General features: G+C 72.2%; 24 protein-coding genes. 13 read left to right on the top strand and 11 right to left on the bottom strand.

The window, feature by feature from the left end:
- The first annotated feature begins 26 nt into the window (after positions 1-26).
- Complete coding sequence (locus R4Z63_RS08870) at positions 27-941, top strand: alpha/beta fold hydrolase (RefSeq protein ID WP_384454576.1); 915 nt, start codon at positions 27-29, stop codon at positions 939-941.
- Between the two features lie 24 nt (positions 942-965).
- Here the strand turns inward: R4Z63_RS08870 and R4Z63_RS08865 are convergent, their stop codons facing one another.
- Entirely contained in the window at positions 966-1,337 is a 372-nt protein-coding gene (locus tag R4Z63_RS08865) for an ArsC/Spx/MgsR family protein (RefSeq protein WP_384454529.1), read from the bottom strand.
- A 106-nt stretch (positions 1,338-1,443) separates the two neighbouring features.
- On the opposite strand from R4Z63_RS08865, the gene R4Z63_RS08860 reads away from it, so the two are divergent.
- Positions 1,444-1,695 (top strand): hypothetical protein, encoded by a 252-nt coding sequence (locus tag R4Z63_RS08860; RefSeq protein ID WP_030032818.1) that lies wholly within the window; start codon positions 1,444-1,446, stop codon positions 1,693-1,695.
- 125 nt (positions 1,696-1,820) lie between these two features.
- Here R4Z63_RS08860 and R4Z63_RS08855 read toward each other — a convergent pair whose 3' ends face one another.
- A complete protein-coding gene (locus R4Z63_RS08855) occupies positions 1,821-2,903 on the bottom strand; it encodes a PP2C family protein-serine/threonine phosphatase (protein WP_384454196.1) in 1,083 nt (360 codons plus the stop codon).
- A 176-nt stretch (positions 2,904-3,079) separates the two neighbouring features.
- Between R4Z63_RS08855 and R4Z63_RS08850 the strand changes: the two genes are divergently transcribed.
- From R4Z63_RS08850 to R4Z63_RS08840, 3 genes are all read left to right on the top strand, one after another.
- A complete protein-coding gene (locus R4Z63_RS08850) occupies positions 3,080-3,751 on the top strand; it encodes a VIT1/CCC1 transporter family protein (protein WP_052031234.1) in 672 nt (223 codons plus the stop codon).
- A gap of 262 nt (positions 3,752-4,013) precedes the next feature.
- Complete coding sequence (locus R4Z63_RS08845; RefSeq protein ID WP_037927139.1) at positions 4,014-4,904, top strand: TIGR01777 family oxidoreductase; 891 nt, start codon at positions 4,014-4,016, stop codon at positions 4,902-4,904.
- 154 nt (positions 4,905-5,058) lie between these two features.
- Complete coding sequence (locus R4Z63_RS08840; RefSeq protein ID WP_384454199.1) at positions 5,059-6,330, top strand: NAD(P)/FAD-dependent oxidoreductase; 1,272 nt, start codon at positions 5,059-5,061, stop codon at positions 6,328-6,330.
- 94 nt (positions 6,331-6,424) lie between these two features.
- On the opposite strand, the gene R4Z63_RS08835 is transcribed toward R4Z63_RS08840, so the two are convergent.
- Entirely contained in the window at positions 6,425-7,864 is a 1,440-nt protein-coding gene (locus R4Z63_RS08835; RefSeq protein WP_037927135.1) for an NsdA family TPR-like regulatory protein, read from the bottom strand.
- Between the two features lie 172 nt (positions 7,865-8,036).
- On the opposite strand from R4Z63_RS08835, the gene R4Z63_RS08830 reads away from it, so the two are divergent.
- The 5 genes from R4Z63_RS08830 (at position 8,037) to R4Z63_RS08810 (ending at position 11,388) form a co-directional block, all read left to right on the top strand.
- Positions 8,037-8,333, top strand: a complete 297-nt coding sequence (locus R4Z63_RS08830) for a hypothetical protein (protein WP_037927127.1) — start codon at positions 8,037-8,039, stop codon at positions 8,331-8,333.
- A gap of 76 nt (positions 8,334-8,409) precedes the next feature.
- Positions 8,410-9,201 carry a lipoyl(octanoyl) transferase LipB gene (gene lipB, locus R4Z63_RS08825; protein ID WP_037927124.1) on the top strand — a complete coding sequence of 264 codons (792 nt, stop codon included), beginning with the start codon at positions 8,410-8,412 and terminating at the stop codon, positions 9,199-9,201.
- 119 nt (positions 9,202-9,320) lie between these two features.
- The gene (lipA, locus tag R4Z63_RS08820) at positions 9,321-10,274 is read left to right on the top strand and encodes a lipoyl synthase (RefSeq protein WP_037927122.1); all 954 of its coding nucleotides are present in this window, start codon (positions 9,321-9,323) and stop codon (positions 10,272-10,274) included.
- A 207-nt stretch (positions 10,275-10,481) separates the two neighbouring features.
- The gene (locus R4Z63_RS08815; protein WP_037927664.1) at positions 10,482-10,679 is read left to right on the top strand and encodes an SCO2195 family GlnR-regulated protein; all 198 of its coding nucleotides are present in this window, start codon (positions 10,482-10,484) and stop codon (positions 10,677-10,679) included.
- A 10-nt stretch (positions 10,680-10,689) separates the two neighbouring features.
- Entirely contained in the window at positions 10,690-11,388 is a 699-nt protein-coding gene (locus R4Z63_RS08810) for a DUF4191 domain-containing protein (RefSeq protein WP_037927119.1), read from the top strand.
- Positions 11,389-11,493: 105 nt separating this feature from the next.
- On the opposite strand, the gene R4Z63_RS08805 is transcribed toward R4Z63_RS08810, so the two are convergent.
- Positions 11,494-11,961, bottom strand: a complete 468-nt coding sequence (locus R4Z63_RS08805) for an RDD family protein (RefSeq protein WP_037927116.1) — start codon at positions 11,959-11,961, stop codon at positions 11,494-11,496.
- 184 nt (positions 11,962-12,145) lie between these two features.
- Between R4Z63_RS08805 and glnA the strand changes: the two genes are divergently transcribed.
- Together glnA and R4Z63_RS08795 are read left to right on the top strand one after the other, a co-directional pair.
- Entirely contained in the window at positions 12,146-13,555 is a 1,410-nt protein-coding gene (gene glnA, locus R4Z63_RS08800; RefSeq protein ID WP_037927113.1) for a type I glutamate--ammonia ligase, read from the top strand.
- Between the two features lie 207 nt (positions 13,556-13,762).
- Positions 13,763-14,257, top strand: a complete 495-nt coding sequence (locus tag R4Z63_RS08795) for a hypothetical protein (RefSeq protein WP_384454651.1) — start codon at positions 13,763-13,765, stop codon at positions 14,255-14,257.
- A gap of 55 nt (positions 14,258-14,312) precedes the next feature.
- On the opposite strand, the gene R4Z63_RS08790 is transcribed toward R4Z63_RS08795, so the two are convergent.
- Positions 14,313-14,966 (bottom strand): TetR family transcriptional regulator, encoded by a 654-nt coding sequence (locus tag R4Z63_RS08790; RefSeq protein ID WP_384454654.1) that lies wholly within the window; start codon positions 14,964-14,966, stop codon positions 14,313-14,315.
- A gap of 86 nt (positions 14,967-15,052) precedes the next feature.
- On the opposite strand from R4Z63_RS08790, the gene R4Z63_RS08785 reads away from it, so the two are divergent.
- Positions 15,053-15,823 (top strand): SDR family NAD(P)-dependent oxidoreductase, encoded by a 771-nt coding sequence (locus R4Z63_RS08785; RefSeq protein WP_037927110.1) that lies wholly within the window; start codon positions 15,053-15,055, stop codon positions 15,821-15,823.
- 9 nt (positions 15,824-15,832) lie between these two features.
- Here R4Z63_RS08785 and R4Z63_RS08780 read toward each other — a convergent pair whose 3' ends face one another.
- From R4Z63_RS08780 to R4Z63_RS08755, 6 genes are all read right to left on the bottom strand, one after another.
- A complete protein-coding gene (locus R4Z63_RS08780; protein ID WP_037927107.1) occupies positions 15,833-16,351 on the bottom strand; it encodes a DUF4240 domain-containing protein in 519 nt (172 codons plus the stop codon).
- A gap of 114 nt (positions 16,352-16,465) precedes the next feature.
- Positions 16,466-19,159 (bottom strand): pyruvate dehydrogenase (acetyl-transferring), homodimeric type, encoded by a 2,694-nt coding sequence (aceE, locus tag R4Z63_RS08775; protein ID WP_384454659.1) that lies wholly within the window; start codon positions 19,157-19,159, stop codon positions 16,466-16,468.
- A gap of 222 nt (positions 19,160-19,381) precedes the next feature.
- Positions 19,382-20,005 carry a GntR family transcriptional regulator gene (locus R4Z63_RS08770; RefSeq protein WP_030654838.1) on the bottom strand — a complete coding sequence of 208 codons (624 nt, stop codon included), beginning with the start codon at positions 20,003-20,005 and terminating at the stop codon, positions 19,382-19,384.
- A 134-nt stretch (positions 20,006-20,139) separates the two neighbouring features.
- Positions 20,140-21,897: a 2-oxoglutarate dehydrogenase, E2 component, dihydrolipoamide succinyltransferase gene (gene sucB / locus R4Z63_RS08765; protein WP_384454662.1), complete on the bottom strand. Its 1,758-nt coding sequence runs from the start codon at positions 21,895-21,897 to the stop codon at positions 20,140-20,142.
- Positions 21,898-21,951: 54 nt separating this feature from the next.
- On the bottom strand, positions 21,952-23,340 hold the full coding sequence (gene lpdA, locus R4Z63_RS08760) for a dihydrolipoyl dehydrogenase (protein WP_037927102.1): 1,389 nt from the start codon (positions 23,338-23,340) through the stop codon (positions 21,952-21,954).
- 284 nt (positions 23,341-23,624) lie between these two features.
- Entirely contained in the window at positions 23,625-25,160 is a 1,536-nt protein-coding gene (locus R4Z63_RS08755; protein WP_384454665.1) for a leucyl aminopeptidase, read from the bottom strand.
- Positions 25,161-25,359 lie beyond the last annotated feature (199 nt).

The raw sequence follows: 25,359 nt of genomic DNA, 5'->3' as shown, positions 1-25,359 counted from the left end.
GAGACATTGGAGCAGCCGTGTCCCGGATGCCGTCCCACCGTTCCTCCCCCTCTCCTGCCGGCCCTGCCGCCGCCTCTCCCGCCCCCGCCGCCTTCCGGGCCGCCTACGCCCAGGCGCTCGCCGGATGGCCCGGGACCGTCGAGGCCGTCGACCTGCCCACCCCCTACGGCGTCACCCGCGTCAACAGCTGCGGCCCGGCCGGCGCCCCGCCGCTGGTCCTGCTGCCGGGCGGCGGGGCCACCTCCACGGTGTGGGGCGCCTGCGCCGCCGCCGGTGCGGCCCGTACCCACCGTGTGCACGCCGTCGACCTCGTGGGCGATCCCGGCCTCGGTGTCCCGGAGCCCGGGCGGACCCCGCGGACCCCCGGGGACCTGGCCGACTGGCTCGAAGCGGTGCTCGACGGGCTCGGCCCGCGCGGACCGGTGACCCTCGGCGGGCACTCGTACGGGGCCTGGATCGCCGCCCACCACGCCGCCCTGCAGCCCGGCCGGGTCGGCCGTCTCGTCCTGCTCGACCCGACCGGGGTCTTCGCCGGACTCCGCCCCGGATACGTCCTGCGCGCCCTGCCCATGCTGGTGCGCCCCACCCCGCGGCGGATCCGCTCCTTCCTCGCCTGGGAGACCCACGGGGCCGCCCTCGATCCGGCCTGGCTCCGGCTCCAGGACGAGACCGCCCGCTTCCCCGCCGCCCGGCCGGTCACCGGCCCGCGCCCCGACCTGGCGCGGCTCGCGGGGGCGGACGTCCGGGTGGACGTCCTGTTCGCAGGGCTGGCCCGCTGCCACGCCCCCAGCCGGGCGGCCCGCGCCGCGCGAGCGGCGCTGCCGGACGCCCGGATCGAGGTACTGCCCGGGGTCTCGCACCACGCCCTGCCGCTGACGGCCGCCGCCGAGATCGCCCGCCTGTTCGCCGACCGGGTCGCGCCCCCCGGCCGCGCCCGCTGACCCGGGCCGCGCGGGCCCCGGGGCTCAGGCCGTGCGGGACAGGGCCTCGCGGACGGCCTCCTCGGTGCGGGCGACGACGGCCGTGCCGTCCTCGGCGGTGATGATGGGGCGCTGGATGAGCCTCGGGTGCGCGGCCAGATGGGCGATCCAGCGGGCCCGCGCCGCCTCCGTCTCCTCGCGCGGCAGGTCCCGTACCCCGGTCTCCCGCGCCAGCGGGTCCGACGTACGGGTGATGTCCCACGGCTCCAGCCCGAGGCGACCCACCACCTCGCGGATCTCGTCCTCGGAGGGCACGTCCTCCAGGTAGCGGCGCACGGTGTAGTCGGCGCCCTCCGCGTCCAGCAAGGTGAGCGCGCCGCGGCACTTGGAACACGCGGGATTGATCCAGATCTCCATGCCCCGACCCTATCCGGGGCCCGTCTGGCCAGGGGCTTCTGTCAGTGCTCCCCGGTAAAATCGAGGAAGAACGACAGGAAGCCAACTACCGTTTGGGAGGCTGTAGATGGCCACTGCCAGCACCGTCCGGCCCGTCCAGAAGAAGCCGCTGCCGGCGGGCCTGCCCCGCGAGTGGTACGAGAGCCACAACCGCCGACTGAAGGCCATGCGGCTGGCGATATCCCTGCTCGACTCGGGGACGTACGACGCCAAGCGCGCCACCAACCGGAAGATCCGGACGATGGCCGTCCGGACGGGGATCCACCGGCCGTCCAACGTCACCTGCAAGATGGTGCGGGCGTTCATCAAGGAGTCGTGACGCCGGGGGAGCCGCGACGGCGCCCCACCGCGTGCCGCGGTTCGGGTCGGCCGCCCACGGGCGGCCGACCCGAGCCGCCGGGGGCCACCGGGGCCGCCGGCCGGGCTTGCGGCCCCGCCCACCGGTCACGGTCGCCCGCCCGGCGAGAGCAGCAGGAGCGCCACGTCGTCGCCCGGCCCGCCGTCCGTGAAGTCCGCCAGGTCCTTCCACAGCGCACCGACCAGGTCCACCGGATCCCGCGCCAGGACGGGCACCCGCGCGGCCAGGGGGTAGAAGCGCCCGGTCGCGTCCCGGGCCTCCGTCGCCCCGTCGGTGTGCAGCAGGAAGCGGTCCCCGGGCAGCACCGGCAGCTCCACCACCTTCGGCGGGTCCGGTCCCGCCAGCCCCAGGCCCAGCGGAGGTCCGGGATCCACCGGCACCTCCTCCACCGCCGCCCCGCGCAGCCGCAGCGCCGGCGGATGCCCGCACGACACGAACCGCACGAGATCGAGCCCGGGCGGGAACTCCACCAGCACCGCCGTCGCGAACAGCTCCGGATGGTCCACGTGCGCATCCGCCGCGTCGGCCAGCAGCCGCCGGTCCAGCCGGCTCACGACCGCCGCCAGCTCCGCGTCGTCCAGCACGGCCTCGCGGAAGGCCCCGAGCAGCGCCGCCACCGTGGCCACCGCCGCCAGGCCGTGCCCCTGCACATCCGCGACCAGTGCCCGCACCCCGAACGGCCCGACCCGTACGTCGTACAAGTCGCCGCCCACCAGAGTGCCGCGCTGCGCCGCCCGGTAGAGGCCGGAGCAGCGCACCCCGCCCACCCGTTCGGGCACCGGCGGCAGCACCGCCAGCTGGGCCGCCTCCGCGACCGTCCGCACGCTGACCAGCTGCTCGTCCCGGCGCTGGCGGACCCAGGCGATGACCACGCTCAGCAGTCCGACGACGGCGACCGTGGCCAGGTCGGTGCCCCTGGCCTGCGAGACGCCGATGTCGTGCACCCCCAGCAGCACCAGGACGATCGCCGCGAAGATCGCGGTCCCGGCCGCCCCGTAGGCGAAGGCCGCCACCGGGGGCAGGCCCGCCAGGAAGAAGCCGAGCTCCACGTCGCTCGTCATCGCCTGCGCGAGGACGAGCGCCACCAGTGCCGCCGCGGGCGCGATCCGGGCCCAGCGCGGCGGTGGCTCGCCGCGCAGCCCGCCCGGCTCGGCGCGTCCGCGTTTCACCCCTCCACCCTGGTACGCAGCCCGGGCCCGCGCACCCCGGACCGGTCCGCCGGGTGGCTGTGCGCGCCCCGTACCGCCACAGTGGTGGCGTGACAGCAGACGAAAGCCCGGGAAGAGTGCCCGGCCCGGCCCACGTCGAGGCGCACGGCGCCGGCGGCGGCCCGGCGAGCGCGGAGATGAGCACACGGCTCAACTGGCTGCGTGCGGGGGTGCTCGGTGCCAACGACGGGATCATCTCCACCGCAGGTCTGGTGGTCGGCGTCGCCGGGGCCACCACCTCCCGCCCGGCGATCCTGGCGGCCGGCGTCGCCGGGCTGCTGGCGGGCTCGCTGTCGATGGCGGCGGGGGAGTACGTGTCCGTCAGCTCCCAGCGGGACTCCGAGCGGGCCGCGCTCGACATGGAACGCCGGGAGCTGGCCGAAGAGCCCGAGGCAGAGCTGGACGAGCTCACCGACCTGCTGGCCGAGCGGGGCCTGAGCCGGGACGTGGCCCGGGAGGCCGCCGAGCAGCTCACGGAACGGGACGCCCTGCGGGCCCACGCCCGGGTGGAGCTCGGGATCAACCCGGACGAGCTGGCCAACCCGTGGCACGCGGCCTTCGCGAGCCTCATCGCCTTCACGGTCGGGGCGCTGCTGCCGCTGCTGGCGATCCTCTTGCCGGGGCCCTCGGCGCGGGTGCCGGTGACGGTGGTCGCGGTGCTGGTGGCGCTCACCCTGTGCGGGACGCTCAGCGCACGGCTGGGCGCGGCGCCGGTACCGCGCGCGGTCGTCCGCAACGTGGCCGGCGGCGCCCTGGCCATGGCCGTCACCTACGCCGTCGGCACCTGGCTCGGCACCACGACCGCCTGACGGAGCCGGCCCCGCCCGGCCCCCGGGGTGGGAGCTCCGGGAGGGTCCGGCCCGGCCGCCGCAGGCCGAGAAACCGGCCCCGCCGGCGACTGAGGACGCGCCCGGGGCGCGGGCGCAGGGCGCGGGTGCGGGCGCAGGGCTCGGGCGTGGGTACGGGGCGCCGCGCCGTGACGCCCCGCACGGGCACGGCCGTCCGGCGAAGGACGGCGACGCACCCCTGAATCCGCCGGAGTGCGGGGCAGCGACCCGGCAGGATGGCCCCATGCGCATCGCAGTCACCGGCTCGACCGGCCTCATCGGCAGTGCACTCGTGCGGTCCCTGCGGGCCGACGGCCACGAGGTGGTGCGGTTCGTGCGGCGGGAGCCGGCCGGCGCCGACGAGGCGCGGTGGGATCCGGAGCGCGGCCACGTGGACCCGGCCGGGCTGGCCGGCTGCGGCGCCGTCGTGCACCTGGCCGGGGCCGGGATCGGGGACCACCGGTGGACCGCCGCGTACAAGCGGAAGATCCGAGACAGCCGCGTGCTGGGCACCGCCGCGCTCGCCGCCGCGCTCGCCGGCCTCGACCGGCCGCCCGCCGTCCTGGTCAGCGGCTCCGCCGTCGGCTACTACGGGGACACCGGAGACCGGCCCGTGGACGAGGACAGCCCCGCCGGACAGGGCTTCCTCCCCTCGGTCTGCGTGGAGTGGGAGGCCGCCGCCGCCCCCGCCCAGGAGGCGGGGATCCGCACCGCGTTCGCCCGCACCGGACTGGTCGTCGCCCGGGAGGGCGGAGCCTGGGGGCGGATGTTCCCCCTCTTCCGCGCGGGCCTCGGGGGCCGGCTCGGCGACGGCCGCCAGTACTGGCCGTACATCTCCCTCCACGACGAGGTCGCCGCCCTGCGCCACATCATCGACACCCCCGCCCTCAGCGGCCCGGTCAACCTCACCGCCCCCGAGCCGCTGACCAACCGCCAGGTCACCGCCGCCATGGCCCGGGTGCTGCACCGGCCGGCGGTGCTGCCCGTCCCGGCGGTGGCCCTGCGCCTCGTCCTGGGGGAGTTCTCCCAGGACGTGCTGTGCGGTCAGCGCGCCCGTCCCAGCCGGCTCCTGGGGTCCGGGTTCGTCTTCCGCCACCCCGGTATCGAACAGGCCATCCGCGCGGCGCTCTCCTGAACCGGCGTGCGACCGCGTGCGACCGTTCGTGACCCGGATGCGACCGCCGTGCGACCGGAGTTGTCCGCAATAGCCCGCCGAACTCGGGTTCCCGTTCGACCGGTTGAGGGAAGGAGGATCCCCACACAGCCGCGCCGACCTCGGGGAGGGGCACGTGCTCAGCAGCGCACCCAATGCCGCGCACCATGCGGACGTCGTCATCGTAGGAGCCGGGGTCTCAGGACTCGCGGCCGCGCACCACCTGATCGCAGCCGGGGTCACGGTCACCGTCCTGGAGGCCGCGGACGACCCCGGCGGGCGGATGGCCACCGAGTCCGCCGACGGGTTCCGGCTCGACCGGACCGCCCAGTTGCTCAACACCGCGTACAGCGAACTGGAGCGCACGCCCGCCCTGCGCACCCTGGTCCTGCGCCCCTTCACGCCCGGCGTCCTGGTCCATGCCGACGGCAGGCAGCTGCGGGCCGGGTCGCTGACTCCCGCCCGGGCCCTGGCCAGCGGTTCCCTCGACCAGGCCCGGCTCAGCGCCGCCCTCGGCAGGCTCGCCGCGCTGCCCGAGGACAAGCTGCTCGCCCGGCCCGAACGCACCGCAGCCGCGGCCCTGCGTACCCGCGGCCTGCCCTCGCGCACCCTGAACGGTGTGCTCCGGCCGCTGCTCGCCGCCCTGCTCCGGGATCCTGAACTCACCACCTCCAGCCGGGTCGCCGACCTGGCCCTGCGCACTTTCGCCCGCGGCCGGCTCGCCGTGCCCGAAGGCGGCGCGGCGGCCCTGCCCGACCTGCTCGCCTCGGGACTGCCGCCCGGCACCGTACGCAGCGGCATCCGGGTCCGGTCGGTCGCCACCAACCTGGTGACCACCGAGGACCACGGCGACTTCCGCTGCCGCTCCGTCCTGCTCGCCACCGGCGCCCGCGCCGCCGCCGAGCTGCTGCCCGGCCTGCGCGTTCCCGCGTTCCACGAGGTCACCGTCCTGCACCACGCCACCGCCGGCACCCTGCCCCGGGACGGCTCGCTGATCCTGGACGGGGACCCCGACTGGCCCGTCTCCCACACCGCCGTCATGAGCGCGGTCGACCCGACGCGGGCCCCGGCCGGCCGCAGCCTGGTCACCACGACCGTGCTCGGCCCGCCGCCGCCGGTGCGCACCGTCGCCTCGCGACTCGCCCGGCTCTACGACACCAGCACCCGCGAGTGGGAGCTGCTGGCCGTCCGCCACACCCCGGACGCCGTTCCCGCCATGCCCCCGCCGCACGACCGGTGCCGCCCGGTGCGGGTGCTGGCCGGTCTCTACGTGTGCGGCGACCACCGCGACACCAACACGGTCCAGGGCGCCCTGCACTCGGCCCGCCGCGCCGCCGGCGCGATCCTGCGCGACTTCGGCATCCCGCTCCCGGTCGCCCCGGAGCCCGCACTCCCGGTGGCGGCCTGAGAACCACCCACGACACAGGGGTCCGGTCCTTCCGCCTCGGGACCGGGCCCCTGCCGTACGTCAGGGCGGTCCGGACGCGCGGCCACCGGCACGGTCAGGACAGCGCGGCCACCCGGTCCCGGTACGTCCGCACCGCCGACGCGTCGCGGTAGGGCTCCAGCCGCCGCTCGAAGTCCCGTACGTACTCCACCGCCCGCACCGACCGCATCTCCATCGCCTGCTGGGCCGCCTCCGCGCCCAGCGCACACGCCTGGTCCAGCTCGCCCAGCCCCAGCCGGGCCGTGGCCAGCACCACCCGGCAGAACAGCCGCGACCGCGCGAACCCCGGTGCCCGCAACTGCAGGGAGCGCTCCGCGTGCTGTGCCGAGGCCCGGTACTGCTGCAGGTCCCGGTGGCAATGCCCGAACTCGTCCGCGAGCTGCGCCTCGTCATACAGGCGCGCCCAGTGCGGTACGTCGTCCCCCGGCCGGGCCGCGCCCAGCGCGCGCTCGGCCCGTACCAGGGAGGCCGTCGCCGCCCGGACCTCGCCAAGGACCGCGTGCCCGCGCGCCTCCGCCGCGTGCAGCAGGGCCTGCACCACCGGCGGCGGGCCTGAGCCGACGCCCTGCTGGGCCACCCGGGCCAGCTGCACCGCCTCCCGGCCGTGCCCGAGGTAGACCGCCTGCCGGCTCATGGTGACCAGCACGTACGAGCCGTAGGGACGGTCACCGGCCGCCTGCGCGAGCCGCAGGGCCTGCACGAAGTACCGCTGGGCGAGCCCGTGCGCGGCGATGTCGTACGAGGTCCAGCCCGCGAGCCGGGTGAGGTCGGCGGCGGCCGAGAACAGCCGCCGCCCCGTGGTCTCGCCGTAGGTGCCCCGGAGCATCGGCTCGGCCTCGTGCTCCAGGTACCGCACGAGGGCCTGGCGGGCGTGCCCGCCGCCGTAGGTGTGGTCCAGGGTCCGGAAGAGCTCGCTCACCGATCTCAGGGCGGCGATGTCGCCGGCCGTCACGCGCTGTCCGGGCCCCCGGTCGATCTGCCGCTGCCGAGGGACCGAGGCCCGGCCCTGGAGCGGCACGCGGGCCGCGGCCGGTTCCGCGCCCCGGGCCACGCGCTCGTCGGGCCGTCCGATCAGCCAGTCCCGGCTCGGCACGACCAGCCCGGCCGGGGTGAAGGCGATCTTCCGGAGTTCGGCGTGGGAGCCGGAGTCCTTGCGCCACAGACCGCTCGCGATGTCCACGGCCTCTTCGGGGGTGGCCGCGAACTCCAGGCCCGCGTAGACCGGGGCGCAGGCGTCGAGGCCCAGGTCCTGCGCGGAGAGCCGGCGCCCCAGGCGTCGGGTGAACACCTCGGCGATCAGCGCCGGAGTGGTCCCGCGCGGCTGCTGGCCGCGCAGCCAGCGGGTCACGGAGGTTTTGTCGTACCGCAGGTCGAGACCGTGTTCGAGACCGAGCTGGTCGACGCGGCGGGCGAGCCCGGCGTTGGAGAACCCGGCTTCCGCGATCAGCGCCGCCAGCTGCCGGTTGGGGACGCGCTGGGCAGGTCGTTCCGTCATCGGCTCCACGGTTTCCTGACGTGACGGACCGGAGTCCCGGCCCTTGAACGGCGTGAATGTAGCGGCGAACTTCGCCCGGGCCGCCCTCTCTGCCCCACATTCATCCGATCGTGTGCAGAATCGGTAGGGCTCTTTACGGACTCGCCCCCTCCCTCGGCGTACGCTGCGGGCCATGACCCGCCGGCACCACCCGTCACGCCCGTCCGAGGAGCGCCCCGAATCCACCGCTCCGCTGCCTCCGCCCGAGCTCACCGAGGCCGAGTGCCGGCGCTGTGGCACCTACATCGCGGGGCTCGACGGCCGGTACGCCTGCGGTGTGTGCGGCTGGGTGAACGACCACTCGGAGGGCCACCGGCGGCTGCCGCGCGCGGACGAGGACCCGGACCGCCCGTCGAAGAGGCGGCGGCGGCCGAAGCCACTGCCGTCGCGTCTGCCCGAGCCCGGTCCGGAGCCGGAAGCGGGGCCCTGAGGAGGGCCCTACGGGCGGCCGTACCCTTGCTGGGTGAAGTACGTGCACACAGCAGGTTCGACGAGGAGGCGCTGCGGTGGCTGAGCTTGGGTTTGTCCGTCTGGGCTTCGGAGCGGAATCCGTCGAGTACACCCGGGCCTGGGAAGAGCAGCGCAGGGTGCACGCGGCCCGCTTCGCGGACGAGATCGAGGACACCTGCCTCCTGCTGGAGCACCTGCCCGTCTACACGGCCGGCCGGCGCACCGACCCCAGCGAGCGCCCGCTCGACGGCACCCCCGTTATCGACGTGGACCGCGGCGGGAAGATCACCTGGCACGGCCCCGGCCAGCTCGTCGGCTATCCGATCATGAAGCTGCCCCGGCCGGTGGACGTGGTCGCCCATGTCCGCCGCCTGGAGGAGGCGCTGATCCGTACCGCCGCCGACTTCGGCCTCGAGACCACCCGGGTCGAGGGCCGTTCCGGCGTCTGGGTGCTCGGGGACCCGGTCGAGGAGCGCCCGAAGATCGCCGGACTGTCCCTCGACTTCGACCCGCGGATCGCCGACGAGGAATTCGACCCCCGACTCAACGGCCCCGAGTACGCCCCGTCCAACGCCGGCCAGCGGCGCGAGGACCGCAAGCTCGCCGCCATCGGGATCCGGGTGGCCAAGGGCGTCACCATGCACGGCTTCGCGCTCAACGTGAACCCGGACAGCACCTGGTTCGACCGGATCATCCCCTGCGGGATCCGGGACGCCGGTGTGACCTCGCTCTCGTACGAACTGGGCCGTGACATCACCCTCGCCGAGGTGCTCCCGGTCGTCGAGCGCCACCTGAGGGACGTACTGGAGCACGCCGACGTGCGCCCCCGCGAGATCGAGACCGCATAGAGACCTCCCGGCTATGGGAATGAGTCCGGCCGCTCGCAGGTTGGTCGGCGTAAGAGCGTACGAAATTACGGGCGTACCCTGGTGGACGCCCGAACAATCGAAGTCACAGGGAGCCGGTCGTGTCCGCAGTCGCACCCGACGGACGCAAGATGCTGCGCCTCGAGGTCCGGAATGCCCAGACCCCCATCGAGCGCAAGCCCGAGTGGATCAAGACCCGGGCGAAGATGGGCCCCGAGTACACCAAGATGCAGGCCCTGGTGAAGGGCGAAGGACTGCACACGGTGTGCCAGGAGGCCGGCTGTCCCAACATCTACGAGTGCTGGGAAGACCGCGAGGCCACCTTCCTCATCGGCGGTGACCAGTGCACCCGACGCTGTGACTTCTGCCAGATCGACACGGGCAAGCCCGAGGCGCTGGACCGCGACGAACCGCGCCGCGTCGGCGAGTCCGTCGTCACGATGGACCTGAACTACGCCACGATCACGGGCGTCGCGCGCGACGACCTGGCCGACGGCGGGGCCTGGCTGTACGCGGAGACCGTGCGCCAGATCCACCAGCAGACGGCGGGCCGCGAGGCCGGCCACACCAAGGTCGAGCTGCTGGCCCCCGACTTCAACGCCGTTCCGGAGCTGCTGGAAGAGGTCTTCGCCTCCCGCCCCGAGGTCTTCGCGCACAACGTCGAGACGGTGCCGCGGATCTTCAAGCGGATCCGTCCGGGCTTCCGCTACGAGCGCTCGCTTGAGGTGATCACCAAGGCGCGCGCGTACGGCCTGGTCACCAAGTCGAACCTGATCCTCGGCATGGGCGAGGAGCGCGAGGAGGTCTCGCAGGCCCTGAAGGACCTGCACGAGGCCGGCTGCGAGCTCATCACCATCACCCAGTACCTGCGGCCCTCGCCGCGGCACCACCCCGTCGAGCGCTGGGTGAAGCCGGCCGAGTTCGTCGAGCTGGCGAAGGAGGCCGAGGAGATCGGCTACTCGGGCGTCATGTCCGGCCCGCTCGTCCGGTCCTCGTACCGCGCGGGGCGCCTGTACCAGCAGGCCATGGAGAAGCGCAGCGGGGCCGTGGCGTAGGCGACGGGCAACCACCCCACCGGCGCGGCCCCCGGGCTTCTCCCGCGAGGGGGGAATCCGGCGGGCCGCGTCGGCGTCTGCAACGTGTCCATCACATTTGACCGGCCGGTCATGCCCTGGTAACACCAGTCAGTGACGCTTGGTCCACGCACCGTAGACACCCGCCCACCTCGCGAAGACGTGAGCATCGTGAAAGGGATCGACATCATGCAGGCCGCGCCCGTACGCGCCATCGCCATCCCGACGCTCTCCGACGCCTTCCGGGGCCTTGAGTCCCTCCTGATGAGCGGGGCCCGCCGCAACGCCTGGACGGCCGTCCTGGAGGACCGCAAGAGGGCCCGGGACCGGGTCGAAACCGAACACGTACTTGAGGCCGCGGCTACCCGGACCCCGCAGGCCACGTAAACTTCCCTGTATGGCGAGGAAGTCAAACGCAGAGACTGCTGCGAACCCCGGGCGACTGAAGCAGATCGCCCTGACGTACAAGATGACGCGCAAGGCCGACCCGAAGGTCGGTCTGATCGTCGCGGGCGTGGGAATCGTCACCTTCGGTGTCTTTCTTGCGATCGGCTTCCTGATCGACCACCCGGTCTACCTGGGCATCCTGGGCTTCCTGGTGGCTTTCCTCGCGATGGCGATCGTCTTCGGGCGACGGGCCGAGCGGGCTGCCTTCGGGCAGATGGAGGGACAGCCGGGCGCGGCCGCGGCCGTACTGGACAACGTGGGACGGGGCTGGACGACCACCCCGGCCATCGCGATGACCCGGCAGCAGGACATCGTCCACCGTGCCGTGGGCAAGGCCGGCGTCGTGCTGATCGCCGAGGGCAACCCGAACCGGGTGAAGCCGCTGCTCGCGAACGAGAAGAAGAAGATGGCCCGGATCATGCCGGACGTGCCCGTCCACGACTTCATCGTGGGCACGGGCGAGGGCGAGGTGCCGCTCAAGAAGGTGCGCACCACCCTGCTCAAGCTGCCGCGCGTCCTGACCGGCCCGCAGATCACCACGGTCAACGACAAGCTGCGCGCCATGGGTGACCTCATGAGCAACATGCCGTTGCCGAAGGGCCCCATGCCCAAGGGCATGAAGATGCCGCGCGGCGGGAAGATGCGCTGACCCGCTCAGCCTATTTCCGTATACGACACAGGGGTGCCCCCGAGCCGGTCGGCTCGGGGGCACCCCTGTGTCGGTCGTCGCTGTGCCTGCCGGCCTGCTGCCCGTCTAGATGCGGACCTGGACGGCGCGCGCGAGGCGGTCGTGGAGGCCGCGGCCGTCCCGGTCCCAGATCAGCGCCGGGATGACCAGGGCCAGCAGCAGCGTGCGCACGACCACCCGGCCGATGCCGAGGCGGGTGCCGTCCTCCGCGACGACGCGCAGGCCCAGAAGCCGCTTGCCGGGCGTGGAGCCCACGGTGCCGACCGTCAGGACGGCCAGGGCCACGAAGAGCCCGAGGGTCCAGTTGCCCGCGGCGCCCAGATTCCCGCCGGTGATCAGCCCGTACGCGATGAGCTGGCAGCCGATCCAGTCGAGGGACACGGCAGCCAACCGGCGCCCGAAGCGTGCCACTGAGCCGGGGCCCTGCTGTGGCAGGCCGAGCCGCTGGCCCGGATAGCCGAAGTCGACGCCCATCTCCTCGGCGGCCGTCTTGGGGCCGGAGAGCCAGGATCCGATTGCCTGTCTGTTGTCCACCCGACCACGGTACCGGTGGCGCCTCACGGCACTCCGGCCGGACCCTGGTTAACTTGTGCGAAACAAATGGGTCATGCTTGGGAAATCCCGTCTGCTTATGGTCGGGTCAGCGTGCGGCACCGCACTGACGCGCCACGAGCTATAAAACCCGTCCCTCCCCCGGGTCGGGAGTAGGAGGAGTTGGATGTTCCAGAACGCCGACGAAGTCAAGCAGTACATCGAGGAGAACGACGTCAAGTTCGTCGACGTCCGCTTCTGCGACCTGCCTGGTGTGATGCAGCACTTCACGATCCCGGCGCGGGCATTCGACCCGGCGGAGGAGCTCGCCTTCGACGGATCCTCGATCCGCGGCTTCCAGGCGATCCACGAGTCCGACATGGCCCTGCGCGCCGACATCACCACCGCGCGCCTGGACCCCTTCCGTCGCGACAAGACGCTGAACATCAACTTCTTCATCCACGACCCGATCACGGGTGAGGCCTACAGCCGCGACCCGCGCAACATCGCGAAGAAGGCCGAGGCGTACCTCGCCTCCACCGGCATCGCCGACACCGCGTTCTTCGGTCCCGAGGCCGAGTTCTACATCTTCGACAGCGTGCGCTTCGCGACCACCGCGAACGAGGGCTTCTACCACATCGACTCCGAGGCCGGCGCCTGGAACACCGGCTCCGAGGAGAACAACCGCGGCTACAAGGTCCGCTACAAGGGCGGCTATTTCCCGGTCGCCCCGGTCGACCACTTCGCGGACCTGCGCGCCGAGATCTCCCTGGAGCTGGACGCCCAGGGCCTCCAGGTCGAGCGCCAGCACCACGAGGTCGGCACCGGCGGCCAGGCCGAGATCAACTACAAGTTCAATACCCTGCTGGCCGCAGCCGACGACCTGATGCTCTTCAAGTACATCGTGAAGAACGTCGCCTGGAAGAACGGCAAGACCGCGACCTTCATGCCGAAGCCGATCTTCGGCGACAACGGCTCGGGCATGCACGTCCACCAGTCGCTGTGGGCCGGCGGCGAGCCGCTGTTCTACGACGAGGCCGGCTACGCGGGCCTGTCGGACACCGCCCGCTACTACATCGGCGGCATCCTCAAGCACGCCCCGTCGCTGCTCGCCTTCACCAACCCGACGGTGAACTCCTACCACCGCCTGGTGCCGGGCTTCGAGGCGCCGGTCAACATGGTGTACTCGCAGCGCAACCGCTCCGCCGCCATGCGCATCCCGATCACGGGCTCGAACCCGAAGGCCAAGCGCGTCGAGTTCCGCGCGCCGGACCCGTCCTCGAACCCGTACCTGGCCTTCTCGGCCCTGCTCCTCGCCGGCCTCGACGGCATCAAGAACAAGATCGAGCCGATGGAGCCGATCGACAAGGACCTCTACGAGCTCTCCCCGGACGAGCACGCGAACGTCCCGCAGGTCCCGACCAGCCTTGAGGACGTCCTCAAGGCCCTGGAGGAGGACCACGAGTACCTCCTGGCCGGCGGTGTCTTCACCCCCGACCTGATCGAGACCTGGATCGACTACAAGCGCACGCACGAGATCGCCCCGATCGCGCAGCGTCCGCACCCGCACGAGTTCGAGCTGTACTTCGACATCTAGAAATGCCTGATGGGAGGCCCCCCGCCACGCTCCACGGAGCGAGGCGGGGGGCCTTTCCGCTTTGACAGGTCGGCCGGGCGGAGTGAGGGTGGAAATGACCTAAAGGCCGGATAAGCGAGACATGTTCGGAGGTGCATGAGAATGCGCCGTAGGATCGTTGCGGCAGGCATGGCCGGAGCCGCAGGAATCGCCATAGGTCTGCTTCCCGTGGCCAGCGCTTCGGCCTCGGTCGTCGCAGGCAGCGGCGGCGGCGGAAACGGCGGCTACGACTGCTACCGGTACCCCTCGCACCGCTCCGACGCCCGGTGGGACTACTGCTGCAACCGCGACTGGCGTGACCGGCCCAGCTGGTGCTGGGACAACGCCGGCGTCGGTGGGGACCGCGGCTACTGGCGCGACAGCAACTGGCGCGACTCCGACTGGCGCCACAACAACTGGCACGACGACGCGAACTGGAACAACTCCGGCCGCGGCGGCAACGGCCACTGGAACGACTGGGGCAACGGTCGCGGCGGCAACGGCCACGGGAACGACTGGGGCAATGGTCGCGGTGGCGACGGCGGCGGGGACTGGGGCAACGGTCGCGGCGGCAACGGCCACGGGAACGACTGGGGCGGTGGCCGTGGCGGTGACGGCGGCGGGGACTGGGGCGGTGGCCGTGGCGGTGACGGCGGCGGCGGGAACTGGGGCGGCGGCCGCTGAGGCCGATCGGACCGCAGAGGCTGCGGGACCCGGGCGATGCCCCTGCTGCGCCGGCTCAGCGCAGCAGGGGCATCGCCCCGGTCAGGTCGCGCAGGCACAGGACCGCGAGCTCAGTCGGGGAACCGGGCCCCGAGACCGGGGCGTCCGTCGCCGACCACAGTTCCAACGCAACCCGGATCGCGTCCGTGGCCGCAGCCGCCAACAGCCGTACCTCCCGCAGCTCGGCGTCCGGCCCCGCCAGCCTGCCGATCACCGGTACCAGGCGTTCCTCGGAATCCTGGTTCACGCGGTACCAGACCGCGCGCAGCGCCTCGTCGTCCGCCGCCGCGCGCAGCAGGCCGCGGGTTACCTCCAGGCCCTCCCCGACCGCCTGCGGGCCGCTCAGCGAGCGCGTGACGGCGCGCTCCAGGGCCTCGGCGAGGGGTGTGCCCGGGTCCTCCTCCGCGAGCAGTGCGCGCCAGGCGTCGCCGCCGCCCGCCAGGAGCGGGGCCACGGCCTCCTGCTTGTTGCGGAAGTAGCGGTAGAAGGTGCGCAGGGCCACGCCGGCCCGGTGGGCGATGTCCTCGGCGGTGGTGCCGTCGGGGCCGTGTGCGGCGAACAGTTCGCAGGCGGCGCGGGCGATGTCGAGCTGCGTGGCGGCCTTGCGGCGCTCGGTCAGCGACAGCGCGCCGGGGCCGGCCTGGGGGGCGTACGGACGAGGGGATCTCACGAGGTGCAGCCTACCGTTCGCCTCCTGTCGTAAGGCATTTCCTGCCACTATGACAAAATGTGCCACTCCTTCGGTACGCTCACGCCATGAACCGTTACGAAGGACGTCGCGTCCTCATCACCGGCGGCGGCTCCGGCATCGGCCGCGCCACCGTCCACCGCCTCCTCGCCGAGGGTGGCCGGGTCCACGCGGTGGACGTCAGCGGGGCCGGACTGGAGGCCACCGCCGAACAAGCCGCCGCCGCGGGCCACGGGGACCGGCTCACCACCGCGCTCCTCGACATATCCGACGAGAACGCCGTCAAGGAAGGTGTCGCCACCGCGACCGGCACCCTCGGCGGGATCGACGTACTCGTCAACGCGGCGGGCATCCTGCGCTCCGCGCACACCCACCGCACCACGCTCGACCTGTGGAACCAGGTGATCGCGGTCAACCTGACCGGCACCTTCCTGATGATCCGGGAGTCCCTGCCGGCCCTGCTGGCCGCCGACCGGCCGGTCGTCGTGAACTTCAGCTCCACCTCGGCGTCCTTCGCCCACCCCTACATGTCCGCCTACGCGGCCAGCAAGGGCGGCATCCAGTCCATGACGCACGCGCTCGCCGCCGAGTACAGCAAGCAGGGCCTGCGCTTCGTCAGCGTCGCGCCCGGATCCATCGAGAGCGGCATGACCACCGGCAGCGGCCCCGGCCTGCCCGAGGACACCGACTGGTCCCTCTTCGCCAAGCTGGCCCCGGCCATCGGCCAGGGCTTCGCCGGCCCCGAGACCGTCGCCGGGGTGGTCGCCATGCTGGGATCCGAGGACGGCGCCTTCATCACCGGAACCGAGATCCGCATCGACGGCGGCACACACTGCTGAACCGGAGCGTCAGCCTCTGAACCGGTCCCAGAGCCGGGGGAAGCGCTCCGCGAGCACGGCTTCGTTCTCGAAGTCCAGCGGGGCGCCCTCCGGCTCCGCCGCCTGCAACGCGATGCCCAGGTCCGGAGCCACCGCCCCGGTCAACTGCTCGTACGCCTCGTCGGCCGCGTACCCGAGCTCCTCGCCGTCCCCGTCGATCTCCTCGTCGAAGTCGCCGAGCAGCTCCGCCAGGTGGTCCGGATCGTGCACCCCGCCCTCGAAGACCTCCCGCCCCTGGCCGATCAGCCAGCAGCGGAAGTAGTCGAAGGCGTCGTCGCTGGCCCCGTCGAGCAGCACCCAGGCCGCGCCCCACAGGTCCCACGTGTACGCCCGGTTGTACCGGGACTCGAAGTGCCGGGCGAAGTCCAGGACGGAATCCGGATCGAGCTGTGCCAGCCGCTCCACGAGCAGCTCGGCATGCTCCTCGGGGTCGCCGTCGGCGGCCTCACGGGTACGGTCGACGATCTCCCAGAACTCCGTCTCGTCCATCACGGCTCCAGCATCACGGCTGCGCCCCGGCGCCGCCACCGCTCGTACGGCGAAAGGCCGGTGCCCGCCCCCTGCGGGGCGGGCACCGGCCCTTCTCGTCCGGATTCACACGGCTCAGAGGCCGTAGCGCTCCCGGGCCTCCTTGACGGCGGACGCCGGTACCTCGCCACGGCGGGCGAGCTGGGCCAGCGCGGCCACCACGATCGACGGGGCGTCGACACCGAAGTGGCGGCGGGCGCCCTCACGGGTGTCGGACAGCCCGAAGCCGTCCGTGCCCAGGGAGGTGTAGTCCTGCTCCACCCACTGGCTGATCTGGTCCGGGACCTGGCGCATCCAGTCGGAGACCGCGAGGACCGGGCCGGCTGCACCTTCCAGCGCGCGGGTGACGTACGGGGTGCGCACCTCGCCGCGCAGCAGCGCCTCGTCGCACTCCAGCGCGTCGCGGCGCAGCTCGCCCCAGGAGGTGGCGGACCAGACGTCGGCGGCCACGTTCCAGTCGGCGGCGAGCAGCTTCTGCGCCTCCAGGATCCAGTGGATTGCCGTGCCCGAGGCCATGAGCTGGATCTTCGGGGCGTCGGCGGCCGGCGCGCCCTCCAGGTCGGAGGCCTGGTTGAAGCGGTAGAGGCCCTTGATGATGCCCTCTTCCACGCCCTCCGGCATGGCCGGCTGCACCTTCGGCTCGTTGTAGACCGTGAGGTAGTAGAAGACGTTGGAGTCCTCGCCGGGCGTCGGCTCGCCGTACATGCGGCGCAGGCCGTCCTTGACGATCACCGCGATCTCGTACGCGAAGGCCGGGTCGTAGTTGAGCGACGCCGGGTTGGTGGACGCGATCAGGTGCGAGTGGCCGTCCGCGTGCTGGAGGCCCTCACCGGTCAGCGTGGTGCGGCCGGCGGTGGCGCCGACGATGAAGCCCTTGCCGAGCTGGTCGGCGAGCTGCCACATCTGGTCGGCGGTGCGCTGCCAGCCGAACATCGAGTAGAAGATGTAGAAGGGGATCATCGGCTCGCCGTGCGTCGCGTACGACGTGCAGGCGGCGATGAAGTCGGCCATGGCGCCGGCCTCGGTGATCCCCTCGTTGAGGATCTGGCCGTCCTTGGCTTCCTTGTAGTACATCAGCTGGTCGCGGTCGACCGGCTCGTAGGTCTGGCCCAGCGGGGAGTAGATGCCGGCCGACGGGAAGAGGGACTCCATACCGAAGGTGCGGGCCTCGTCGGGGACGATCGGCACCCAGCGCTTGCCGGTCTCCTTGTCCCGCATCAGGTCCTTGACGAGGCGGACGAAGGCCATGGTGGTGGCCATCTCCTGCTTGCCGGACCCCTTGAGGAGCGGGGCGAAGGAGCGGTCCGCCGGGGCGGGCAGGGCCACCGGGTGGACCTTGCGGGCCGGAGCCGGACCGCCGAGGGCCGCGCGCCGCTCGTTGAGGTAGCGCACCTCGGGGCTGTCCGCACCCGGGTGGCCGTACGGGACCGTGCCGTCGGCGAAGGCGCTGTCCGGGATCGGGAGTCCGAGCAGGTCGCGCATGCCCTTGAACTCGTCGATCGTCAGCTTCTTCATCTGGTGGTTCGCGTTCTTCGACTCGAACCCGGCACCCAGCGTGTAGCCCTTGACCGTCTGCGCCAGGATGACCGTCGGCGCGCCCTTGTGCTCCAGGGCGGCCTTGTACGCGGCGTAGACCTTGCGGGGCTCGTGGCCGCCGCGCGAGGTGTGGAAGCACTCGGAGATCTTCGCGTCGGAGAGCAGGCCGCCCAGGGCGGTGAGCTCGGCGTTGGCGCCGAAGAAGTGCTGGCGGATGTAGGCCACGTCGCGGGTCGCGTACGTCTGGAACTGCGCGTCGGGTACCTCGCGCAGGCGGCGTACCAGGGCGCCCGTGGTGTCGAGCTGGAACAGCTCGTCCCAGGCGGAGCCCCACAGGGTCTTGATGACGTTCCAGCCGGCGCCGCGGAACTGGGCCTCCAGCTCCTGGACCACGCGGAAGTTGGCGCGGACCGGACCGTCGAGGCGCTGCAGGTTGCAGTTGATGACGAAGGTCAGGTTGTCGAGCCGCTCGCGGGAGGCCAGGGCCAGGGCGGCGGTCGACTCGGGCTCGTCCATCTCGCCGTCGCCGAGGAAGGCCCAGACGTGCGAGTTGGCGGTGTCCTTGATGTTCCGGTTCTGCAGGTAGCGGTTGAAGCGCGCCTGGTAGATCGCGGAGAGCGGGCCGAGGCCCATGGAGACCGTGGGGAACTCCCACAGCCACGGCAGGCGCCGCGGGTGCGGGTAGGACGGCAGGCCGTCGCCGCCGGACTCCTGGCGGAAGTTGTCGAGCTGCTGCTCGGAGATGCGCCCGTCGAGGAAGGCGCGGGCGTAGATGCCGGGGGAGGCGTGGCCCTGGATGTAGAGCTGGTCGCCCGACCCGTCCGCCTCCTTGCCGCGGAAGAAGTGCTGGAAGCCGGTCTCGTACAGCCACGCGGCGGAGGCGAAGGTGGCGATGTGGCCGCCGACGCCGTACTTCGAACCGCGCGTCACCATGGCGGCCGCGTTCCAGCGGTTCCAGGCGGTGATCCGGGCTTCCATCTCCTCGTCGCCCGGGAATTCGGGCTCGGCGGAGGTGGGGATGGTGTTGACGTAGTCCGTCTCCAGCAGCTTCGGCAGGGCGAGGCCGGCGGCCTCGGCGTGCTGGAGCGTGCGGCGGAGCAGGTATTCGGCGCGGCGCGTACCGGCGGCCTTGGCGACGGCGTCGAGGGAGGCCGCCCATTCGGCGGTCTCCTCGGTGTCGCGGTCCGGGAGCTGGTCGAGCTCGCTCGGAAGCTTTCCTACGGGGTCGGACATCGCTGTGCGCCGCCTTCCGGACAAAGGAGAGGTGGTGAAGAAAATCCCTGACGGGGCAGGACAGGGTCGATGGACCTGGTTGAGGTCCGCGACGACTGTAAATCCCTGATCGATGATCGATCAAATAAAAGTGACAAAGAAACGTCGATCCGGGGAAAAGTCGGCACCGCGTGCCAGGAAAACGGGCACGCGGTGCCGGTCAAACAGGGGCGAAACGGTCGCTCAGGCCCTCGGCGCGCAGCCCAGGACGTGCCGCTTCACCAGGACACCGATGTCCGGATCCCGGCTGCGGAAGGCCTCGACGAGCGCCTCGTGCTCCTCCGCGTAGGACTTCTGGACGGTCCCGAGCCAGCGGATGGACAGCGCCGTGAACACCTCGATGCCCAGGCTCTCCCAGGTGTGCAGCAGCACGCTGTTCCCGGCGGCCCGCACCATCTCCCGGTGGAAGCCCACCGTGTGCCGCACCTGCGCCGTGCCGTCCGAACTGCGGTCGGCCTCCCACAGGGCCGCGACGTGCGGCTCCAGCGCCGAGCAGTCCGCTGCCAGTCGCGGGGCCGCCAGCTCGGCCGCGATCTGCTCCAGACCGGCCCGGACCGGGTAGATCTCCTCCAGGTCGGCGGCGGAGAGGTTCCGTACGCGCACGCCCTTGTTCGGCGCGGACTCGATCAGCCGGAGCGTCTCCAGCTCGCGCAGGGCCTCCCGCACGGGGGTCTGGCTGACCTCCAGCTCCACGGCGATGCGCCGTTCCACGATCCGCTCACCGGGCTTCCAGCGCCCGCTGACGATCCCCTCCACGATGTGCTCGCGGATCTGCTCGCGCAGCGAGTGCACGACGGGTGGGGTGATCATCGGGGCTTCATCTCCTGATGGGTGAGCAGGGTCGTTGCGGGGCCTGATGCGTAGACAATACGGCGGCGCCCCCGCCCGGGAGTATCCCGGACGGGGGCGCCGACAGTGAGGCTGGTTACAAGCCGTTCGGCTCAGAGGCCGAGCTCGACCTCGAACTCGCCGGCCTCGAGGATCGCCTTGACCGCGGTGAGGTACCGGGCCGCGTCCGCGCCGTCCACCAGACGGTGGTCGTAGGACAGGGTCAGGTACGTCATGTCGCGGATGCCGATGTTGGTGCCCTCGGCGGTCTCGATGACCACCGGGCGCTTGACCGTGGCACCGATGCCCAGGATGGCGACCTGGTTCGGCGGCACGATGACCGTGTCGAACAGCGCACCGCGCGAACCGGTGTTGCTGATGGTGAAGGTCGCGCCCGACAGCTCGTCCGGCGTGATCTTGTTGCCGCGGACCTTGGCGGCCAGGTCGGCGGTCGCCTTGGAGATGCCGGCCAGGTTGAGGTCGCCCGCACCCTTGATGACCGGGGTCATCAGGCCCTTCTCGGAGTCCACGGCGATGCCGATGTTCTCCGAGTCGAAGTAGGTGATGGTGCCTTCGTCCTCGTTGATCCGGGCGTTGACGACCGCGTGGGCCTTCAGCGCCTGGGCGGCGGCCTTGACGAAGAACGGCATCGGGGACAGCTTGACGCCCTCGCGGGCGAGGAAGCCGGCCTTGGCCTTCTCGCGCAGCTTCATGATCTTGGTGATGTCCACCTCGACCACGGAGCTGAGCTGAGCCTGCGAGTGCAGGGCCTTCATCATGTTGTCGCCGATGACCTTGCGCATGCGGGTCATCTTGACGGTCTGACCGCGCAGCTCGGAGACCGCGGCGGCCGGGGCCTTGGCGGCCGGAGCGGCGGCCGGGGCCGGCGCGGCGGCAGCGGCCTTGGCGGCCTCGGCGGCGGCCAGGACGTCCTGCTTGCGGATGCGTCCGCCGACACCCGTGCCCGAGACGGCGGACAGGTCCACGCCGGACTCCGAGGCGAGCTTGCGCACCAGCGGGGTCACGTACGCGCCCTCGTCGCCGGCGGACGCCGGGGCAGCGGCCGGAGCCGGGGTCACCGGAGCCGGGGCGGCCACCGGGGCGGCGGGCTGGACCGGAGCCGGAGCGGCGGCCGGGGCGGGCTGGACCGGAGCCGGAGCCGGAGCCGGAGCCGGAGCCGGAGCGGCGGCCGGGGCCGCGGGGGCCTCGGCGGCGGGGGCCGGGGCTGCGGCCGGAGCCGGAGCGGCCGGGGCGGCACCGGCGACGCCGATGACGGCCAGACGCGCGCCGACCTCGGCGGTCTCGTCCTCGCCGACCAGGATCTCCAGCAGGGTGCCGGAGACCGGCGCGGGGATCTCGGTGTCGACCTTGTCCGTGGACACCTCCAGCAGCGGCTCGTCGGCCTCGACCGACTCGCCGACGGCCTTCAGCCAGCGGGTGACGGTGCCCTCGGTGACGGACTCGCCCAGGGCGGGCAGCACGACATCGGTGCCGGAGGCGGCAGGGGCTTCGGCAGCGGGGGCCTCGGCGGCCGGAGCCGGGGCCGCGGGGGCCTCGGCAGCGGGGGCCGGAGCGGCCGCGGGGGCCTCGGCGGCGGCCGGCTCGGCAGCCGGGGCGGCCGCCGAGGCGCCGGAACCGTCGTCGATGACGGCCAGCTCGGCGCCGACCTCGACGGTCTCGTCCTCGGCGACCTTGATGGAGGCCAGGATGCCGGCGACGGGCGACGGGATCTCGGTGTCGACCTTGTCGGTCGAGACCTCGAGCAGCGGCTCGTCGGCCTCGACGCGCTCGCCCTCGGCCTTCAGCCAGCGGGTGACAGTGCCCTCAGTGACGCTCTCGCCGAGCGCCGGAAGGGTTACGGAAACCGACATGGTTTCTGTTGCTCCTTACGAAAGTGCGGAAGTGGTCGTCGCGCCCGGGACGAACTAGTCGTGCGAGTGAAGCGGCTTGCCGGCCAGGGCCAGGTGGGCCTCGCCGAGCGCCTCGTTCTGGGTCGGGTGCGCGTGGATGAGCTGCGCGACCTCGGCCGGCAGGGCTTCCCAGTTGTAGATCAGCTGGGCCTCGCCGACCTGCTCGCCCATCCGGTCACCGACCATGTGGACGCCGACCACGGCACCGTCCTTGACCTGGACGAGCTTGATCTCGCCCGCGGTCTTCAGGATCTTGCTCTTGCCGTTGCCCGCCAGGTTGTACTTGAGGGCCACGACCTTGTCCGCGCCGTAGATCTCCTTGGCCTTGGCCTCGGTGATGCCGACGGAAGCGACCTCGGGGTGGCAGTAGGTGACGCGCGGGACACCGTCGTAGTCGATCGGGACGGTCTTGAGACCGGCCAGACGCTCCGCGACCAGGATGCCCTCGGCGAAGCCGACGTGCGCGAGCTGGAGGGTCGGGACGAGGTCGCCCACGGCCGAGATCGTCGGCACGTTGGTCTGCATGTACTCGTCGACCAGGACGTAGCCGCGGTCCATCGCGACGCCCTGCTCCTCGTAGCCCAGGCCCTGCGAGACCGGGCCGCGGCCGACGGCGACCAGCAGCACCTCGGCCTCGAAGGTCTTGCCGTCGGCCAGCGTCACGCGGACGCCGTTCTCGGTGTACTCGGCCTTGTCGAAGAAGGTGCCGAGGTTGAACTTGATGCCGCGCTTGCGGAAGGCGCGCTCCAGCAGCTTGGAGCTGTTCTCGTCCTCGACCGGCACGAGGTGCTTCAGGCCCTCGATGACGGTGATCTCGGACCCGAAGGACTTCCACGCCGAGGCGAACTCGACGCCGATGACGCCGCCGCCCAGGACGATCGCGGACTCGGGCACGCGGTCCAGGACGAGCGCGTGGTCCGAGGAGATGATGCGGTTGCCGTCGATGTTCAGGCCCGGCAGGGACTTCGGCACGGAGCCGGTCGCCAGCAGGATGTGGCGGCCCTGGATGCGCTGGCCGTTCACGTCGACGGAGGTCGGCGAGGAAAGGCGGCCCTCACCCTCGATGTACGTCACCTTGCGGGAGGCGACCAGGCCCTGCAGGCCCTTGTACAGACCCGAGATGACCTCGTCCTTGTACTTCTGCACCCCCGCGATGTCGATGCCCTCGAAGGTGGCCTTCACGCCGAACTGGGCGGCTTCGCGCGCCTGGTCCGCGATCTCACCCGCGTGCAGCAGAGCCTTCGTGGGGATGCAGCCGTTGTGCAGGCAGGTGCCGCCGAGCTTGTTCTTCTCGATCAGGGCAACGTCCAGACCCAGCTGGGATGCGCGCAGCGCCGCGGCGTAACCGCCACTGCCACCGCCGAGGATCACTAGGTCGAAAACGGTGCTGGCGTCGTTCGCCACGTCACGTCCTCCATGCATGTGCGCCGGGCACCGGTCCTCTGTGACCGGGCGGCGGCTGGTAATCGGCCGCTGTTTCTTCGGCCCTGTGGTGGGGGCCCTGTCCTGCCGAGAACCCATCTTCGCATTTGTCGGGGGAACGCGGGACGCCGGGCCCACGTTGTGAGAGGGCGTTCTCTCCGAAGTGAGGGTTACCGCGGCGTAGGAACCTACGGATTTCGTCGTCGGCTGAACGCACCCCGGGGCCCGCCGGGCCCCGGGGTGCGTCAGGCGTCACACCGACCGGGTCAGCCCAGGTCGCCCGTGGCCGTGCGCTCGGCCAGCCGCACCAGGGTGCGTACGGCCGAGCCGGTGCCGCCCTTGGGGGTGTAGCCGTGCGGCGCGCCCTCGTGGAAGGCCGGGCCGGCGATGTCGAGGTGGGCCCAGGTGATGCCCTCGCCGACGAACTCCTGCAGGAAGAGGCCGGCGATCAGGCCGCCGCCCATGCGGACGCCCATGTTCGCGATGTCCGCGGTGGGGGAGTCCATGGTCTTGCGCAGCTCGGCGGGGAGCGGCATCGGCCAGGAGGCCTCGCCGACCTCCTCCGCGATCTCGTGGATCGAGGTGCGGAAGGCGTCGTCGTTCGCCATGATCCCGAAGGTGCGGTCGCCGAGGGCCAGCACCATCGCGCCGGTCAGGGTGGCGACGTCGACGATGGCGTCGGGAGCGTCCTCGGAGGCCTTGGTCAGCGCGTCGCCGAGGACGAGGCGGCCCTCGGCGTCCGTGTTGAGGACCTCGACGGTCTTGCCGCTGTACATGCGCAGCACGTCACCGGGCTTGGTGGCGGAACCGGACGGCATGTTCTCGGCGAGCGCGAGCCAGCCGGTGACGTTGACCCGCAGGCCCAGCTTCGCGGCCGCGATGACGGAAGCGAAGACGGCGGCGGCGCCGGCCATGTCGCACTTCATCGTCTCGTTGTGGCCGGCCGGCTTCAGCGAGATGCCGCCCGAGTCGTAGGTGATGCCCTTGCCGACGAAGGCCAGCGTCTTCTCCGCCTTGGGGTGCGTGTAGCTGAGCTTCACCAGGCGCGGCGGGTTCTCGGAGCCCTTGCCGACGCCCATGATGCCGCCGTAGCCACCCTTGACCAGGGCCTTCTCGTCCAGCACCTGGACCTTGACGCCGTTCTCCTTCGCGGCCGCGGAGGCGACCGCGGCGAAGTCCTCGGGGGTCAGGTCGTTCGGCGGGGTGTTGACCAGGTCACGGGCGACGTTGACCTCGGCGGCGACGACCGCGGCGCGCTCGGCGGCGGCCTTGTGCTCCTTGTCGCGAGGCTTGGCGCCCACCAGGGCCACCTCGGCGAGCGGCTGCTTCGGACCGGAGTCCTTCTCCTTGCCGGCCTTCTTCTCGCCGCCCTGGTAGGCGGTGAAGGCGTACGCGCCCAGCAGCGCGCCCTCGGCGACGGCGGTGACGGCGGAGGCGTCCTCCAGCGGGAGGGCGAAGCCGGCCTTCTTGCTGCCGTGCAGCGCGCGGGCGGCGGCACCGGCGGCGCGGCGCAGTACCTCCTCGTCGAACGACTCGTCCTTCTCAGGGACGGAGCCGAGTCCCACCGCCAGCACGACCGGGACCTTGAGGCCCGCCGGGGCCGGCAGCTTGGTGACCTCGCCTTCGGCACCCGAGGCGCCGAGCGCGTCCAGGACACCGGCGAGCTTGCCGTCGAACGCCTTGTCCACGGCCTCGGCGCCCGCGGCGACGATCGCGCCCTTGGGGCCCTTTGCGACACCGACGACGAGGGCGTCGGCGCGCAGCGTCGCCGCGCCGGCAGTGCTGAGAGTCAGAGCAGTCACGGTGGTGAAGTCTCGCTTCCGTTTGTGTGTGTGGGCCGAGTGGGTGGACGGCCATCCGTAGCGATCGTATTCGGGGCCCGACGGCCGCCTGCAGGGAGCCTACGCGCACGCGCTCGCCCGTACGTCACTCGAAGGTTTGGCAAGTTGTTCGATCAAGCAGCCGCCAGGTTCACCCATCCGTGGACTCTGCTCCAGGTTT

The organism is Streptomyces sp. PL-29 (genome assembly GCF_058344425.1).
This window is presented reverse-complemented; position numbering and strand designations above follow the sequence as displayed.

Excerpts from the sequence above, each read along its gene's own strand:
- R4Z63_RS08865 (WP_384454529.1), bottom strand. The coding sequence starts at position 1,337 with ATGGAGATCTGGATCAATCCCGCGTGTTCCAAGTGCCGCGGCGCGCTC.
- R4Z63_RS08845 (WP_037927139.1), top strand. The coding sequence starts at position 4,014 with ATGCGCATCGCAGTCACCGGCTCGACCGGCCTCATCGGCAGTGCACTC.
- R4Z63_RS08780 (WP_037927107.1), bottom strand. The coding sequence starts at position 16,351 with ATGGACGAGACGGAGTTCTGGGAGATCGTCGACCGTACCCGTGAGGCC.
- sucB (WP_384454662.1), bottom strand. The coding sequence starts at position 21,897 with ATGTCGGTTTCCGTAACCCTTCCGGCGCTCGGCGAGAGCGTCACTGAG.
- R4Z63_RS08830 (WP_037927127.1), top strand. The coding sequence starts at position 8,037 with ATGACCCGCCGGCACCACCCGTCACGCCCGTCCGAGGAGCGCCCCGAA.
- R4Z63_RS08860 (WP_030032818.1), top strand. The coding sequence starts at position 1,444 with ATGGCCACTGCCAGCACCGTCCGGCCCGTCCAGAAGAAGCCGCTGCCG.
- R4Z63_RS08835 (WP_037927135.1), bottom strand. The coding sequence starts at position 7,864 with ATGACGGAACGACCTGCCCAGCGCGTCCCCAACCGGCAGCTGGCGGCG.
- R4Z63_RS08810 (WP_037927119.1), top strand. The coding sequence starts at position 10,690 with ATGGCGAGGAAGTCAAACGCAGAGACTGCTGCGAACCCCGGGCGACTG.
- R4Z63_RS08850 (WP_052031234.1), top strand. The coding sequence starts at position 3,080 with ATGAGCACACGGCTCAACTGGCTGCGTGCGGGGGTGCTCGGTGCCAAC.
- R4Z63_RS08870 (WP_384454576.1), top strand. The coding sequence starts at position 27 with ATGCCGTCCCACCGTTCCTCCCCCTCTCCTGCCGGCCCTGCCGCCGCC.
- aceE (WP_384454659.1), bottom strand. The coding sequence starts at position 19,159 with ATGTCCGACCCCGTAGGAAAGCTTCCGAGCGAGCTCGACCAGCTCCCG.
- R4Z63_RS08815 (WP_037927664.1), top strand. The coding sequence starts at position 10,482 with ATGCAGGCCGCGCCCGTACGCGCCATCGCCATCCCGACGCTCTCCGAC.
- R4Z63_RS08785 (WP_037927110.1), top strand. The coding sequence starts at position 15,053 with ATGAACCGTTACGAAGGACGTCGCGTCCTCATCACCGGCGGCGGCTCC.
- glnA (WP_037927113.1), top strand. The coding sequence starts at position 12,146 with ATGTTCCAGAACGCCGACGAAGTCAAGCAGTACATCGAGGAGAACGAC.